This is a genomic window from Ferruginibacter sp. (assembly GCF_049840995.1).
In the GTDB taxonomy this organism is placed as follows: domain Bacteria; phylum Bacteroidota; class Bacteroidia; order Chitinophagales; family Chitinophagaceae; genus Ferruginibacter.
This window is the reverse complement of sequence record NZ_JASGIP010000003.1, coordinates 238,319-255,735: the sequence shown is the minus strand read 5'-3', so window position 1 is coordinate 255,735 and position 17,417 is coordinate 238,319. Positions and strand designations below refer to the sequence as shown.

Here is a 17,417-nt window from a genome sequence, read left to right as displayed (position 1 = left end):
CATCTTTATATCATTTCCAGATCAATAATTTTGAAGTGAAGGTTTCGTTGTTGGCAATTAAACGAACGGTATAGAATCCTTCACTGAGTGTGGTAACATTATTCAGTACAATGGTATTAATGCCCGCCTGTAAGGAGGCCTGCTGATTCAATACCAACCGGCCGTTGCGATCAAAAACTTTAATATCGCCGGTGCATGCTTTGGTTATTTTCATTTTTACCTGTGCACTGGTGCTGGATGGGTTGGGCGAAATACTCATTTCACTATTTTTTATCTCATCCGTTTTTACCAGTACGGTACTGCTCAGTTTCATGCTGTGGTCCAGGTCCACGATCCTTATCCTGTAATAAATATATTTTGAATTGATGCCGGTAACATCATCCACAATACCGTAATGCTGTACAGAACTGAGGTTGTTGGCTTTTACATTGCCTGCTATTTCAAAACTCTTTCCGTCAAAGCTTCTTTGCACTTCATAGCTTTCCAGGTTGTTCTCCTGCAGGCTGGTCCAGGTTACATCTACTTTACCAGCATTGTATACCGCACCTACATTTACCAACGAAACCGGCAAAGGCCCTGCAACCGGTAATGTAAAGCAGCCCATGGCGGTACCGAAATCCCTTACAGGTTGAATGCTGGTGCCGTTGCATGTAGCGGGCGCTTTATAATTGTAACCGAGTCGGAAAGTAACAGCGGTCTGGCGGTCGTAAAAAGTAGATTTCTGCATTACTTCACCACAGGCTGCAACACCATTCCTGTCTGTGTTACTGCCATAGGTCAATAGCCAGCCACTATTATTGTAACCTGCATCAGCAAGTTCGGAAGCTGCCGCTTTATAATTGATGATGGACTGGCTGGGGCTTTTAATATAAAATACCTCTTTAAAAGATCCGTCGGTGCCCACTGCAAAACCATCTATATCGTATTGTAAAACATTCAGGTTGTTCACTGCCATTTCTGTACCGTTGGCTGGGGCGGTGTTACCGGTAAAATGTGTATAGAACTTTACTGTAAATTCAATATAACCACTACGGTTGCTGCAGGAAAGTTTTTGATCGGGCATGATGCGTGGAGCAAACAATGCAGCCTGTGTACCGGCAACCCCGGTTTCATTAACAGCTGCATCATCATCAATATAATGATCGAATAATGCATTCACCATAGTATCGATACTAACCACCGCATCCAGGTGTAAGGAAGGGATGGCATTGCTGAATTTATATTTAGCGCCTGTTGTTAAAGCATTTCCTGTACCGCTGATCTGTACTGCATTCCTGAAATCGGAGCTAACGCCGGAGGATGCAAAGCAGGCATCGAGCGTGGAGGGTGTACATACCTGTGCATACGAAGCGGGTAAAGCAGCAAGCAAAAATAAAAGGGTAAAGATCTTCCTCATCTTTTGTGGTTTGGTATAAATATTTTATTAAGGGCTGATTGATCCAATCAATAAGCTGCTGCACCATATACAATTATATACAGTACATTATCCTGCGCATAACACAAAGTGTTATCATCAAAATTCAGATCTTCTGTCTGTGGGGATGTGTGGTTGAATCAAGAATACGGGTAAGAGGTAATTAAGCGGGACAAACATAGACAGTTTTTTGATGCCATGCAAGTTTTTTCAATTGTTTTTTGATGGGCTGCTGTACTTTTGCATACAAACAGTGCTAAACCCTTTTTAGTTCTGCCCAATAATATATTATGCCGGCACTTATCCGCGTTCAACATCTTACCAAAAAATTTAAGGACCTTACCGCCGTGGATGACCTGTCGTTTACTGTGAATGAGGGAGATATATATGGCTTTTTGGGACAGAACGGCGCCGGTAAATCCACTACCATCCGCATGCTGCTGTCGCTGATACGGCCAACATCTGGCGAAATAACCATATTTGATAAAAATTTATTTACGCATCGTGGAGAGATACTGCAACAGGCAGGCGCCGTGATAGAAAAGCCCGACCTGTATAAATATCTTTCAGCTTACCAGAACCTTTACCTGTTTGCCAAACTGAGCGGCATAAAAGTGAACCGCAATATTATTATGGAGCAGCTGGAGATGGTGGGCCTTGCGCAGCGTGCTGAAAGTAAAGTAAAAACATTCAGCCAGGGAATGAAACAGCGTTTAGGCATTGCCGTTGCATTGATACATAACCCTAAACTGATCGTGCTGGATGAGCCGACCAATGGTTTGGACCCACAGGGCATTGCCGATATGCGCAACCTTATTTTAAGGCTGAGCAGGGAAATGGGTAAAACAGTAGTGGTATCATCGCACCTGCTGAGCGAAATTGAAATTGTGGCCAATCGTATACTCATTATTAATAAAGGAAGGAAAATAGTGGAAGGCAACGCATCGGAGCTGCTGGACCCGGCAAAAACGGTGGTACAGATAGATACGTTGAATAATAATGATGCAAAAGAGAAAATTGCAACTTCAAAATGGGCTTACTGTTTATTGCCATCTTCCCAGAATATTAAAATGCAAATGAACAGAGCGGATATACCGCTGCTGGCAAGCGATCTAACTGAAATGAAAATTGGCATACTGTCTATCCAGCCAAGGCATTCGCTCGAAGATTATTTTTTATCACTCACAACCCAGCAACCGTATGTGGACACTACTGCAAATTGAGTTGTACAAAATATCGAAGCGTCCACGCACTTATATTGCTTTTGCAGCCATTGGCGCTATTGCCTTTATATTTCAGTTTGCGTTTAAGGCAGATGGCCAGAACTATATGGATATGATGCTGCAGAGCGTAAAAGATACTTTTGAGTTTGAAAGGGTAAAAGCCATCAATGGTTATTTCATGTGTTATATCATATTGAATACCTTATTGATCCAGGTACCCATATTAGTGGCACTTATTGCAGCAGACTCTATTTCCGGCGAAGCAAATATGGGAACGCTGCGCCTTTTAATGACCAAACCAATCAGCCGCACCCAATTAATATTAGTAAAGTTTGCTGCTGCCACCATATTTACAATATTATTGTTGTTGTGGATGGCGGTGACCTCATTATTATTCAGTATGATGATCTTTGGGGTAGATGATATGATGATCTTCCGGTCGAAAGGGGAAGAATCGCAGATATTACTGATAACAAAAGACGATATTGTATGGAGGTATCTTGCTGCTTTTGCTTATGCCACAGTAGCGCTTACCGTAATTGCAGCACTCTCTTTGTTTCTTTCCATTTTTGCAGAAAATTCTATCGGTCCAATCATTTCCACAGTATGTATAGTAGTGGTATGCACCATTGTATCAAATATTAATGTGCCCATAATAGACAAAAATGTAAAACCTTATTTGTTCACCTCTTACCTGGTAGGGTGGAAGGGTTTTTTCTATATTAACACAACCGAAGATGGGGAAACGATAAAAGGAAGTATTGAAAACTGGGGTGCTATAAGGAACAGCCTGCTTATTCTACTGGGCCATATTGTTGTACTGGTATCTGCATCTGTAATGGTTTTTAAAAGAAAAGATATTTTATCTTAAAAAGAAATATGAAAAAGAAATTGCTGTTGTTGTTATTGTTTGTTGCTGTGCATACTGCAGATCTACTGGCACAGGATGTAAATACCCTGGTACAAAAAGTAAAAGCAAAGATTCGAAAAAGTAAATGACTATGAAGCCAGCGGTAAAATGAAGACCAATGTTACCTTTTTAAAAATACCGGTGGCAACAGTAAAGATATTTTTTAAGAAGCCGAATAAACTTAAAATAAAAAATGAAAAAGGTATTTCGTTTGTACCCAAAGGAGCGGTTAATATCAACCTGAATAACATTTTGACAAGCGGAAAGTTTACAATCATTGATGCAGGAGTTGATAAAATAAACAATACAGCGGTAAGAGTGGTTAAATTGTTACCCGAGGATGATAATGCAGATGTTGTGTTATCCACTTTATATATCGACGAAACAAACCTGGTGATACGGAAAGCAAAAACCACTACCCGTGAAAATGGCAGCTACGAGCTGGAGATGAGTTATGGAAAATATACTGATTACGGATTGCCCGACAAGATCATCTTTTCATTTAATACAAAAGACTATAAATTGCCCAAAGGTGTAACTTTTGATTTTGATGACGGCAGCGATGCAAAAAAAGCGGAAGACAAGGCTAAAAATAAAAAGGGCAAAGCAGAGATATCGATCAGCTCTTATATTATCAACAAAGGAATTGCGGATACCGTCTTTCAATAAAAGATGATAGTTAAAGACCTCCAACTTTGAACCTTTAACTATCAACTTTCAACTATATTAATCTTCAGTGATCTTTTCATCCACTGCACGGGCCAGCATGCCTGCGCTCATTTTCTTCAGCGGGTTCCTGTATTGTTCCGCATATTCCCGCCGGCTGGCAATGATGTCCACACATTTAAAAATGGCTTCCCTGAATGATGCTTCATCTGCCTTTCCCTTACCGGCAATATCAAATGCCACACCATGGTCGGGCGAGGTTCTTACACCATTCAGTCCTGCAGTATAATTAACGCCTTCGCCGATGGCCAGTGATTTGAAAGGTATCAGTCCCTGGTCGTGGTACATGGCCAGTACGCCATCAAATTTTTCATATTGCCCTCTTGCAAAAAAAGCATCGGCGGGGTAGGGGCCAAAGCAAAAGATATCTTTTTGTTTGGCATCTTTTACTGCGGGCTTTATGATCTCTTCGTCTTCCTTACCGATCAGCCCCTCATCGCCTGCATGCGGGTTGAGGCCCAGTACAGCAATTTTGGGTTTGCTGATGCCAAAATCTTTTTTAAGCGAATTATTGATGATCTGCAGTTTGCTGATGATATTTTCTTTGGTGATGTATTGCGCAATATCTTTTACGGCCACATGTTCTGTAAGCAAGGCCACCCGGATATTTTCCGCCACCATGAACATGGCCACATCCGCTGCACCAAAAAGGGCTTTTAGATAAGGGGTATGCCCGGTGTAGTTGAACTGCTGGCCCTGGATATTTTTTTTATGTATCGGGGCTGTTACCAGGCCGTCGATCTTGCCTTCTTTTAATGCCTGTGCAGCAATGGTGAGGCTTTTAATGGCGTAGCTGCCACCGGCATCGGTGAGTGAGCCGGGGGTGATATTCATTTCCTCTTCCCAGCAGTTAAAAAGGTTTACCTGCTTGTGATTTACGCGGTTCAATTCTTTTATACTGATGAAATTGATATTTACATCCGGTATGCTTTTGCGGTAAAAGTTGATGACCTTATTGTTGGCAAATATCAGGGGGGTGCAGATATCCAGTATCCGGCTATCGCCCAGTGTTTTTATGATTAATTCGATACCAATGCCGTTGATATCGCCGCAGCTGATACCGATAACGGGTTTATTTTCTGTAGAAGCACTCATATAATTGATCTGTTAGAACTGTAAAAATACAATTTATTGATGGAACGGCTTGCAGGCATTGTAAACCGGTAAAACGGGGGTAGTAAATGTTCGATTATTGCGTCAAAAAAAGGGCTTATAATAATATATAGTGCATGCTGAAATTACTGCGAATTATGTGCATCAAAATATCACCAACCGCCAGGTGGCCGATCAGCATTTTGGGACACAACGCAGTGCCTCCCAAAAAATTGTAGCTGAAATTTTATCTTTTATGACAACTGTTTTTCTACGCATGTGCGGGACAGTTAGCTCGAATTTTGTAGGACTATTATTACAAAGCTTTGTAGAAGAAAATACAGCGTAGTACTAAAAATAATTGATTACTAACTCAATAAAAAATAATAGTTGTCGTTTTAACTATCTGTAATCGTAATTATACTTAGTGTATTTTCATGAGTAGGGTAGTAAAAAAATGACAGCAATTGTAATAGAAAATACAATTTATTCTATTTCTTTACGTTTTCAGCAGTGTTCCAATATCCATTTAAACCTAACAACAATATCCAATTAATGAAAAAATGCTACCCTTTCCTGGCTTTGCTGGTCCTTTTATGCAAAGTTTCCGGAGCCCAAACCCAACAACCGGCGAAATTTATTCCGTCGAGCCCGTTTGCAGCCAGCAATGCGTTGAATAAATACGCTGCGGGTACCCATCATAACTCATTACCGGCTTCCAGTGTTACCATATCACCTGAAGCAACTTATTTCAACAAGAAATCTAGCCAGGAAGCTTTTGAAGCTTATTGTGGCCAGTCAGAAGCGCTGGTACCCAGCACCGGGTTGGATTATGATGTAAAGTATTACCGTATTGAGTTAAGGATCAATCCTGATACTTCGGTAGGTAACTACGTAAAAGGAAAGGTGACCACTTATTTTAAAACAACCGCAGCAAATTTCGCAGCCATTAACCTTGATATGGTGAGTGCGCTGATCTGCGATTCTGTATATTATCACGGTGCTAAAGTAGCAGCAGGTAATATTACCAGGCCAACTGACCTGGTAAAGATCGTTATACCAAACATTCCTTCTGCAGGTACGCTTGATTCTGTGAGCGTGTATTACAAAGGTGTACCACCAGCAGTACCGGGTATGGCCGGAACGGGTTATGTAACCACTACACACAGTTCAGGCCCGGTTAGAAATTATGTGTATACTTTATCTGAACCTTATTCTGCTTATACCTGGTGGCCTTGTAAATCATTTATAGTAAGTGATAAGGCTGACTCTATGGATATGTATGTAAGCACGCCAACCGGTTTTAAAGCAGCCGGTAATGGTAAGCTGATGTATGAAACCACTGCCGGTGGTAGTGTGAATACTTACTGGAAAGAACGTTACCCGATCTCTTCTTACCAGGTTTGTGTAGCGGTTGCCAACTATGTACAGTATCCAACTGTAGCTGATACCGTAACATTAAGCGGCGTTAAAATGCCGGTGTACAACTATATCTTCCCAGAAACCAATACTGCGGCAGCGCAAACATCACTGAATCGTGTACCCCTTATGGTTACCACGTATAGTGCACTGTATGGCGATTATCCATTCAAGAATGAAAAATATGGTAACTACAGTTTTGGATTTGGCGGCGGTATGGAGCATAATACATTCAGCGGCGAAAGCACCAGTGGTGTGTATACAGCAGCCGGCAACTGGGATGTACTGGCGCATGAGCTGGCGCACCAGTGGTGGGGCGATAATGTGACCTGCGGCAGCTGGCATGATATATGGCTGAACGAAAGCTTTGCCGATTTCAGTGAAGCGATATTGTTAGAGTATGCTCCTACAATTGCCACTTCGGTAGGTAAAACTGCTGTGAGCTGGAGAGCAACCAAGAAGACCAATTCTATCAGTGCTTCTTACCAGGCTAAAACAACTTATGTAACAGATACCTCTGATATCTTAACCATATTTACTCCATCAGTATATATCTACGACAGGGGTGGTATGATCATCAGTATGCTGCGTACTTTGATGGGTGATACAAAGTTCTTCCAGGGATTAAAAAACTACCAGAGCGATCCATTGCTGAAACTGGGTAATGGTTTTACTGCAGATATCAAACGCAACCTGGAAAATGCTTCGGGTCTTGATCTCACCAGTTTCTTTAGCCAATGGTTGTACAATACCGGTTATGCAAAATACAATGGCGCTCAGTGGAACAACTCCGGTAATAATATCGTATTGAAACTTCCGCAAACCATCCAGAGCTCGAGTGTTACGCACTTTGATATGCCTGTAGTGGTACGTATACAGGGAAGTGTTCCTGCTACACAGGATACTACCGTGATCGTGTATGATAATAATAATATTCTTTTTTATGATAACAATGGTGTGCTCACCAGCACAGGTACCAACCTGATCAACTATCGTTTATCGTTTACACCGGTTACCATTTCATTTGATGCGAACAGCCAGACATTGTCATCATCAACCGGCTTTACAAAAAATACAGGTTTGCCTGTAACATTATTGGCAACGCAGGTGATCACTTTCAATGGTGTTAAAGAAAATAATACTGCTAAATTATCCTGGAGCATTGATAACTCTGTGGATTATTCATCATTCGAAATTCAGAGAAGTGCAGATGGTATCAACTTCCAGACAATCGGTTCTCTTAGGTCAACTGATTTCCCGATCAATACGACCAGCTTCAGCTTTACCGATCCGAATATTTTACCGGGTAATGGTTATTACAGGATCAATATCCTGGAAAAGAATGGTAATAATATTTATACCAAGATCATCGTGATCAGTAACAAAGCGGATAACTATTACACTATTTCTCCAAACCCGGCAAGCAAGTACTTCGTAATTAACAGCAACACTGTAGTGAAAGAAATTGTGGACATCAATATTTACGATGCTTCGGGAAGGAAAGTGAAATCATTACTGAAACAAACTTTAAATATCAACAGCAGCCTGCAGGTATCTGTAGAAGACCTGGGTATCGGCAACTACTTCGTAGAAGTATTAAGGCCAAATGCAAGCCGCTTTACAAAACAAATATCTGTTATCCGCTAAGGGATAACAGATATTTTAACAAGATTAAAATCCTGTACAATGAAAAATCTTTACTCTGTAACCAAAAGAGCAGCCTGCATCCTAACATGCATGGTTATCCTGCTATCTACTTTTGTTACTACGGCCTCTGCCCAAAAAGCTACGGTAGCAGTACCAGTGGCTATTGGTACCACTTGTGGAGCCACTGGTTCTACAAAGGACTCGGTTAAGTATTTTAATTTCAGTGCCACTACCAATATACTTAACAAGCGTTACCTGTGCCAGCCATCACTGGCTGCTCCGGGCTTTAGCGAAAACCTGGCTACCACTACCTTCAACCCTTATGATGGTTACCTCTATTTTATGCAGATCGCATCCAGCAGTGGTATCTACAATACCTACACCTACAGGTGGTTGCCTACAACATGTCCTACAGGTTCACAGGCGGTATACCGTACTTTCTTAAACCAGTTTGTTGCGGGTGTGGAATTTGATCCTGCAACAGGTTTAGGTTACCAGATCAACTTTGTGGATACAACAGGTTGGGCGCCGAATGCTATTGATGCAACAGGTAATGTGGGTCAGTATACTTCTCATGCTACTATTAATGGTAACCCTGCGGTTGCCTATTTTGATGTAACCAACTCCGATCTTAAATATATACGTGCCAATGAAAATTCTGGTACTTCATGGGCTACTGCCGTTACAGTTACTTCTGCCGGTGGTATCGGCCAGTTTCCTTCATTAACTACTGTAAATGGCAACCCCGCTATTGCTTACTATGATGTAACCAATGGTGACCTGAAATATGTGCGTGCAAATGATGTGAATGGTGCTACCTGGGGCACACCGGTTACTGTTGAGTCTGCCAATACTATTGGCCAGTATGCTTCTCTTGCAGTAGTGAATGGTAACCCTGCCATTGCCTTTTATGACCTTACCAATGGTGACTTAAGATATATCCGTTCATCAGATGCTAATGGTACTACATGGACCGGCGGTATGGTGGTGGAAGGAACCAATAACGTGGGCCAGTTTTCCAAACTGGTGGTGGTGAATGGTAATCCTGCGATTGCATTTTTTGATGTAACCAATAACGACTTAAGGTATATCCGTGCAACCAACGCCACAGGTTCTACCTGGGGTACAGGTGTTGCAGTGGAAACTGCCAACCAGGTAGGGCAGTATTGCTCTATGTCAATTGTAAGCGGTAACCCTGCTATTTCTTTTTATGATAATACCAATGGTGACTTAAGATATATCCGCTCTGCAGATGTGAATGGTGCTGCATGGAGTGGAGGTATCGCAGTAACCAGCACCAATAATATCGGCCAGTACACATCAATGGAGATCGTGAATGGTAACCCCGGTATCTCTTACTACGATGTTACCAATAAAGATCTGCGTTTTGTTCGTGCAACCAATGCCACTGGTTCTGCATGGGGTACACCTGTTGCAGTGGAAACCACCAATGATGTGGGTATGTACGGTTCCATGATCATCAGCAATGGCAATCCTTCTATTTCTTATTATGATAATACCAATGGTGATCTGCGTTTTATAAGGGCTTATGATGCCAATGGTACGTTGTGGTATAAGAACAGTGGTGTTTACAATATGGAATTGCAGCAGGTGAATTTTACTACCGGCGCTTTGAATAATTCTTATCCATTGGATTTTGGTGGAAGAAAAATTTATAAACAAACAGGTGATATGGTGATGACACCAAGCGGTAACCTGCTGGCGGTGTACAATAACAAATATTTTAAAGTAAACTGGAAAGATTATGGTACTGCCACTCCACTGGTAGCTACTTATATTGATACACTCATACTGGGTACCAATAATGACCTGGTGGGTCTTTCTTATTCGGATGGTAAACTGGTAGGCGCTATCAGCACTGCCTCTTGTCCTAACAACTATAAAGAACTGGATATATTAACGGGTGCTATGTCAGCCGTTACTTACGGTGACGGTGGTACGATATTCAACTCTACTGATATGACCAATATCACATCGGGTGTGGGTGCTGCTAAAAAACTGATATCTGCAGTGGAGGTTGCTCCTTCCGGTTCCAAGATATATGATGTGGTCTACGAGGTCGTCATCAAGAACTATGGTAATACGCCTGTTACCAACGTGCAGGCTTACGATACATTGAATAAGATCAATGGTGCTGCCAATGTGATCAGCGGCAGTATCAGTTCCTTCTCTGCACCGGCGGGTATTACGCAAAATGGCTCTTACGATGGTAAAACTGTATTCAGCCTGTTAACACCGGGCGGTACCCTGTCGAATATTGCAGGACAGAATACGATCACTTTACGTATCAGCTGCCGTTTATCGAATATACAAACTGGTATTGTTTATAATAACCAGGCATTTGTTACTGGTACAGGTTTATTGGGTGATGCATTAAGAGATTCATCTACTAATGGCAGCACACCCGATCTTAACCAGAATGATAAACCGGATGATGTCGGTGAAAGTCAGCCAACACCATTGCTGATCGCTATTACACCACAAACACCTCCATGTTCTGCATTGACCAACGTTTTGTATACACAGGACTTTGGATCAGGTACTGGTCTTGTAACAGCAATCCCTGCTCCAACTTTAGGAACAGGTGTAACACTGGGTAGCGGTACAACTTCTTATACCGGTTCTACCACACAGCCTATAGCCAATGAAACGTATACGATAACGAACCAGGCCAATAATGCCAATACATCCAGGTTTATATCGCTTACCGATCATACTAATAATACCAACGGCCGTATGCTGATAGTGAATGCGGATGCCGCCAGTACAATAATGTACAGGGCCGCCTTTACAAAATCGCTTTGTGCCAACCAGGAATACTCATTGTCATTCTACGCAGCATTTTTGGGTAACTCCAGTTATCAAACTGTGTGTGATGCGTTTGGCGGATTTGTGTATCCTAAAATTAAAATGAGTGTAATTGACGCGGTGTCGGGTTCAATTATATCCCAGGTTTCTACAAGTGATATTACCAGCACCAGCTGGCAGCAATACGGATTTAAATTTGTAACACCTACATCGTTCACCAGTATAATAATAGAACTGACGAATGATGCAGCGGGTGGTTGCGGTAATGATATTGCGCTGGATGATATCCAGTTCGGTACCTGCGACGCCTTGCCAACTGTAAGTGTGGGTGTGGGTTCTGTAGGTTGTATGGGTTCATCCACCACCTTCAGTTCTGCATTGAGCGATCCAAGTGCTATTTCCGGTACTATTGCTTATCAATGGCAGATATCCACTGCACTGGCAGGTCCGTATGTTGATATCGTAGGTGCCACTTCATCTACTTATACCATCGCATCATTGTCTGCTCTGGATACCGGTAAATACTACCGTGTTATTGTAGCTGCATCCGGCAATATCGGAACCACCGGTTGTCAATATATATCTCCGGGTATTCAATTGCACGGTTTAGTGCCATCAACAGCGCCAACCAGTATATCTGCAAGTTCTGCCACTATCTGTAGCGGTTCATCTGTTACCTTAACTGCCAATGGCGGTACAGCGGTATCGGGTGCCAACTACCAATGGGGTACCGGTTCTACTGTAGGTACTAATCCTATAGCAGGCGCTACCAGTTCAACTTATTCGGTCTCGCCTACATCCACCACCACGTACTGGGTAAGGATAGAAAACAGTCCTTCACCCTGTTCGGCCACTACAGGTGGTGTAACCACAACTGTTACAGTAAACCAACCGTCTACTGCACCAAGCAGCATAACGGGAGCGGATATCTGTAATGGATCATCCACTACATTAACAGCTGTGGGCGGTGCATTGGGCACCGGTGCTAACTATCAATGGGGTACCGGCTCTGTAGTAGGTACTAACCCGATAGCAGGCGCTACTGCTGCAACCTATACTGCATCACCTACCACCAGTACCACGTACTGGGTAAGGATACAGAATACCACTGCCCCATGTAGTGCTACCACCAGTGGTTTAACTAAATTAATTACTGTTAACCAGCCTTCAACGGCTCCATCAAGTATATCAGCGCCATCTACCACTATCTGTAGCGGATCATCAGTTACATTAACTGCCAATGGTGCTACCCTGGGTACAGGTGCCAACTACCAGTGGGGTACAGGTTCTACCGTAGGTACTAATCCTATCGGCGGTGCAACTGCTTCTACCTATTCCGTGTCTCCAACATCTACCACCACTTACTGGGTACGTGTTGAAAATACTTCATCACCATGTACTGCTACAACAGGCGGTGCTACGGTAACTGTTACAGTGAACCAGCCATCTACTGCACCAAGCAGTATAACAGGTGCGGATATCTGTAACGGATCATCTACTACATTAACTGCAGTGGGTGGTACATTGGGTACAGGCGCTAATTACCAGTGGGGTACCGGTTCAACTGTTGGTACCAGCCCGATTGCTGGTGCTACAGCTTCAACCTATACCGTGTCTCCAACAACGAGCACTACATACTGGGTGCGTATAGAAAACACCACTTCTCCATGTACTTCATTGACCAGTGGTTTAACTAAATTGATTACTGTTAGCCAGCCATCAACGGCTCCGGCAAGTATATCGGCTCCGTCAACAACTATCTGTAACGGATCATCAGTTACTTTAACTGCCAATGGCGCTACATTGGGTACCGGTGCTAATTACCAATGGGGTACCGGTTCTACCGTAGGTACCAGCCCGATCGCCGGTGCAACCAGTTCAACTTATTCTGTATCTCCAACATCCACCACTACTTACTGGGTGCGTGTAGAGAATACGGCTTCACCATGTGCTGCTACAACAGGTGGTACTACTGTAACTATTAATGTTAATCAACCTTCAACTGCACCAAGCAGCATAACGGGAGCGGATATCTGTAATGGATCATCTACCACATTAACTGCTGTGGGTGGTACATTGGGTACAGGCGCTAACTATCAATGGGGTACCGGCTCAACTGTAGGTACCAGCCCGATTGCCGGCGCTACAGGTTCTACCTATACTGTATCTCCAACAACGAGCACTACTTACTGGGTGCGTATTGAAAACACTACGTCACCATGTACAGCATTGACCAGTGGTTTAACTAAATTAATTACTGTTACGCAGCCATCAACGGCTCCGTCAAGCATAACAGCTCCTTCCACTACTATCTGTAATGGATCCTCTGTTACTTTAACAGCAGCGGGTGGTTCCTTAGGAACAGGAGCCAACTATCAATGGGGTACAGGATCCACTGTAGGTACAAGTCCTATCGCTGGTGCAACCGGTTCTACCTATTCAGTGTCTCCTACTTCAACCACTACTTATTGGGTAAGGATAGAGAATACTACATCGCCATGTGCTGCTACAACCGGTGGTACAACTGTAACTGTTACAGTAAACCAACCTTCTACTGCACCGAGCAGTGTAACGGGTGCGAATATCTGTAATGGTTCATCAACCACATTAACTGCGGTAGGTGGAACCCTGGGTACAGGTGCTAACTACCAGTGGGGTACCGGCTCAACTGTAGGTACCAGCCCGATCGCTGGCGCTACCAGTTCAACCTATACAGTTTCTCCAACCACCACTACTACTTACTGGGTACGCATTGAAAATACCACTTCACCTTGTACTTCGCTGACCAGTGGATTGACCAAAGTGATCACTGTTACGCAGCCATCAACGGCTCCGTCAAGTATATCAGCTCCGTCAACTACTATCTGTAACGGATCGTCTGTTACTTTAACAGCAGCGGGCGGTGCTTTAGGTACAGGTGCAAATTATCAATGGGGTACCGGCTCAACTGTGGGTACCAGCCCGATCGCTGGTGCAACCGGTTCTACTTATTCGGTGTCTCCAACATCTACCACTACTTACTGGGTAAGAATAGAAAATACTTCTTCACCATGTACTGCTACAACCGGTGGTACAACAGTAACTGTTACTGTGAACCAGCCTTCTACTGCACCTAGCAGTGTAACCGGTTCAAATATCTGTAGCGGTTCATCCACTACATTAACAGCTGTGGGTGGTACATTGGGTACCGGTGCTAATTATCAATGGGGTACTGGTTCTACTGTAGGTACCAATCCTATTGTAGGTGCTACAGGTTCAACCTATACACCATCACCAACCACCACTACCACGTACTGGGTGCGTATTGAAAATACCACTTCACCTTGTACAGCATTGACCAGTGGTTTAACCAAAGTAATTACTGTTACGCAGCCTTCAACAGCTCCGTCAAGTATAACAGCTCCTTCCACTACTGTTTGTAACGGATCATCTGTCACTTTAACAGCAGCAGGCGGTGCTTTAGGTACCGGTGCTAATTACCAATGGGGTACCGGCTCAACCGTGGGTACAAGTCCTATCGTTGGTGCTACCGGTTCTACCTATACGGTGTCTCCTGGTTCAACTACTACTTACTGGGTACGTATCGAAAATACCTCTTCACCATGTACAGCTACAACCGGTGGTACCACAGTTACTGTTACTGTTACCACACCATCTACTGCGCCGAGCAGTGTAACAGGTGCGAATATCTGTAGCGGGGCATCTACTACTTTAACAGCTGTAGGCGGTGTATTAGGTGCAGGTGCCAACTACCAGTGGGGTACCGGCTCAACCGTAGGTACTAACCCGATCTCTGGCGCTACCAGCTCCACACTAACGGTGTCGCCTACATCAACTACTACTTACTGGGTACGTATAGAAAATACTACTTCGCCTTGTACTTCCAATACCAGTGGTTTGACCAAGGTGATCACAGTAAGCCAGTTATCAGTAGCTGCAACCAGTGCAAGTAAGAACAAGAATAATATCTGTCCGGGTATCTCTGTAAGCCTGAGCGCTGTAGGTGGTACACTGGGTACCGGCGCCAGCTGGAAATGGTATACCGGCAGTCCCGGCGGCACATTAGTAGGTACCGGTGCAACCATTTCGGTTACACCTGCTGTTACCACTACTTACTATGTAAGGGCCGAAGGTAGCTGTAACACCACTACCGACCAGTCTGTAACCGTATTCATCTCCTGCGATATTGATAAGGATAAAGATGGTATTGCAGACTTCGTGGAAAGCGCTATGCCTGCTGCATTCGCTGATGCCAACAGTAATGGTGTGATCAACGCATACGATGTAACCTACGCAGGTTATGTAGATAATAACAATGATTTTATAAACGATAATTTTCAAGCAGATGGTGACTCAGATAACGATGGTATTCCTAACTATCTTGATACAACGTTCCCTGGCCGTGTGGATAGCAATGGCGACGGAATTGATGACCGATTTGATGCAGATAAAGACGGCATAATCAATATGCTGGACCTGGATAGTGATAACGATGGTATCCCCGATACGGTGGAAGCCTATGGTGTGGATACCGATGGTGACGGTAAGATAGATGGATTTACCGATACAGACGGTGATGGTCTGTCGCAGAACGTAGATAACAACAACACCGGCGCATACAATACCGGTTTAGGTTTGGGTAATATTGATATGGATGGTGATGGCGTACCTAACTTTGTAGACCTGGATAGTGATGCCGATGGTATACCGGATGTAATAGAAGCAGGCGGACCTGATACAAATAACGATGGTATGGCCGACGGATTCGTGGATGCGAACGGTGATGGTCTGAACGACGCTTACATTAATGGTACAGCCCTGCTTAAAACCGGTGCAGATGCCAACAATGATGGTAAAGCAGACAGCTATCCTAACAAGAACCTGGACCAGGATTTCCGCCCGAATGCGTATGATATTGACAGTGATGGCGATGGTATTGTGGATGTGATAGAAGCCGGCTTACCGGATGCTAACCTGGATGGTAAAGCAGATGGTACGATCGGTACCAATGGATGGTCTGGTACAGTATCTGCAATGGCAGCACTTAATTTAAGGAATACCGATGGTGTGGGTAACCCTGATTACCTGGATATAGACAGTGATGATGATGGTATACCTGATAATATTGAAGGACAGCCAACAGCCAGCTACAAACTGCCGGTATCTACAGATACCGATGGCGATGGCCTGGTGAATACTTACGACAACGTTTCAGGCTTTGGTGGTTCCGGTATATTTGTTTGGGACCAGGATGGTGACGGTATACCTGATTACAGGGACCTGGATACTGACGGTGACGGACAACCGGATATCATAGAAGGTAACGACTTTAACCTGAACGGTAAAGGAGATGACCTGGTAACATTGACCGGCCTTGATACCGATGGTGATGGTCTGGATAACCGCTTTGATTCATTGAACTCGACCACCAACTTAAAAGGAACATCTTACATGATGGGTACCAATGGTAGTCTTACAGGTGATGCAACACCAGGTACAAGATCTCCTGTACAGAAGAAAACACCGGGACAGATAGACAGGGACTGGCGTTTTGTGGGATCGGTATTACCGGTACAGTTCCTGAACTTTGCAGGCACACCGCAGAATACACAGGTAATGCTGAACTGGACGATACTGGCAGCTAAAGCAGTGGATCATTTTGAAATAGAGCGCAGCCTTGATAATGCAACGTACACGAAAGTGGGATCCGTAAATGATCCGGTGAAACTGAACGAGCAGCAAAGCTTTAACTATACAGATGATATCAGCGGCATACGCAGCGAGATCATTTACTACAGGCTTAAAGTGATCGGTAAGGAAGGAGAGATCAAGTACAGTGGTGTATTGGTGGTACGACTGAACCAGGTGAAAACACCGGTAAGCATCTCGCCAAACCCTGCCAACGATTATGTAACGGTAAGGTTCTTTGCAGAAAAAGAATCGGAAGTAACACTGCGGTTGGTGGATAACCTTGGTAAAACAGTGATACTGCAAAAACAAAAAGTACTGAAAGGTAATAATGTATTGCAGCTTACCGGCCTGGGCAAATTCAGTGCAGCTATTTATACACTGCAGGTACTGGTAAATGACGAGATCGTAACGAAGAAGATCATCCTGGAAAGATAATTTTCAGCTGATGCAGAATATTTAAAGCCCC

At 43.6% G+C, this 17,417-nt stretch carries 8 protein-coding genes; 6 read left to right on the top strand and 2 right to left on the bottom strand.

The genetic code is table 11. From position 1 onward, the window contains the following. Nucleotides 1–10 precede the first annotated feature (10 nt). On the bottom strand, nt 11–1,396 hold the full coding sequence (locus tag QM738_RS02630) for a T9SS type A sorting domain-containing protein (protein WP_462275128.1): 1,386 nt from the start codon (nt 1,394–1,396) through the stop codon (nt 11–13). 308 nt (nt 1,397–1,704) lie between these two features. On the opposite strand from QM738_RS02630, the gene QM738_RS02625 reads away from it, so the two are divergent. The 3 genes from QM738_RS02625 to QM738_RS02615 all read left to right on the top strand — a co-directional run bounded on the left by QM738_RS02625 (nt 1,705) and on the right by QM738_RS02615 (nt 4,216). Then, nucleotides 1,705–2,637 carry an ABC transporter ATP-binding protein gene (locus QM738_RS02625; RefSeq protein WP_462275127.1) on the top strand — a complete coding sequence of 311 codons (933 nt, stop codon included), beginning with the start codon at nt 1,705–1,707 and terminating at the stop codon, nt 2,635–2,637. Continuing rightward, entirely contained in the window at nt 2,615–3,508 is an 894-nt protein-coding gene (locus tag QM738_RS02620; RefSeq protein ID WP_462275126.1) for an ABC transporter permease, read from the top strand. The genes QM738_RS02625 and QM738_RS02620 overlap by 23 nt, the downstream gene beginning before the upstream one ends. A gap of 147 nt (nt 3,509–3,655) precedes the next feature. Next, nucleotides 3,656–4,216, top strand: a complete 561-nt coding sequence (locus tag QM738_RS02615) for a hypothetical protein (protein ID WP_462275125.1) — start codon at nt 3,656–3,658, stop codon at nt 4,214–4,216. 57 nt (nt 4,217–4,273) lie between these two features. Here QM738_RS02615 and pdxA read toward each other — a convergent pair whose 3' ends face one another. Further along, a complete protein-coding gene (gene pdxA, locus QM738_RS02610) occupies nt 4,274–5,368 on the bottom strand; it encodes a 4-hydroxythreonine-4-phosphate dehydrogenase PdxA (protein ID WP_462275124.1) in 1,095 nt (364 codons plus the stop codon). Between the two features lie 130 nt (nt 5,369–5,498). Between pdxA and QM738_RS02605 the strand changes: the two genes are divergently transcribed. The 3 genes from QM738_RS02605 (at nt 5,499) to QM738_RS02595 (ending at nt 17,386) form a co-directional block, all read left to right on the top strand. After that, a complete protein-coding gene (locus QM738_RS02605; RefSeq protein ID WP_462275123.1) occupies nt 5,499–5,714 on the top strand; it encodes a hypothetical protein in 216 nt (71 codons plus the stop codon). Nucleotides 5,715–5,920: 206 nt separating this feature from the next. Then, nucleotides 5,921–8,431 (top strand): M1 family aminopeptidase, encoded by a 2,511-nt coding sequence (locus QM738_RS02600; RefSeq protein ID WP_462275122.1) that lies wholly within the window; start codon nt 5,921–5,923, stop codon nt 8,429–8,431. Between the two features lie 39 nt (nt 8,432–8,470). Next, a complete protein-coding gene (locus tag QM738_RS02595) occupies nt 8,471–17,386 on the top strand; it encodes a T9SS type A sorting domain-containing protein (RefSeq protein ID WP_462275121.1) in 8,916 nt (2,971 codons plus the stop codon). The last annotated feature ends 31 nt before the right edge of the window (nt 17,387–17,417 follow it).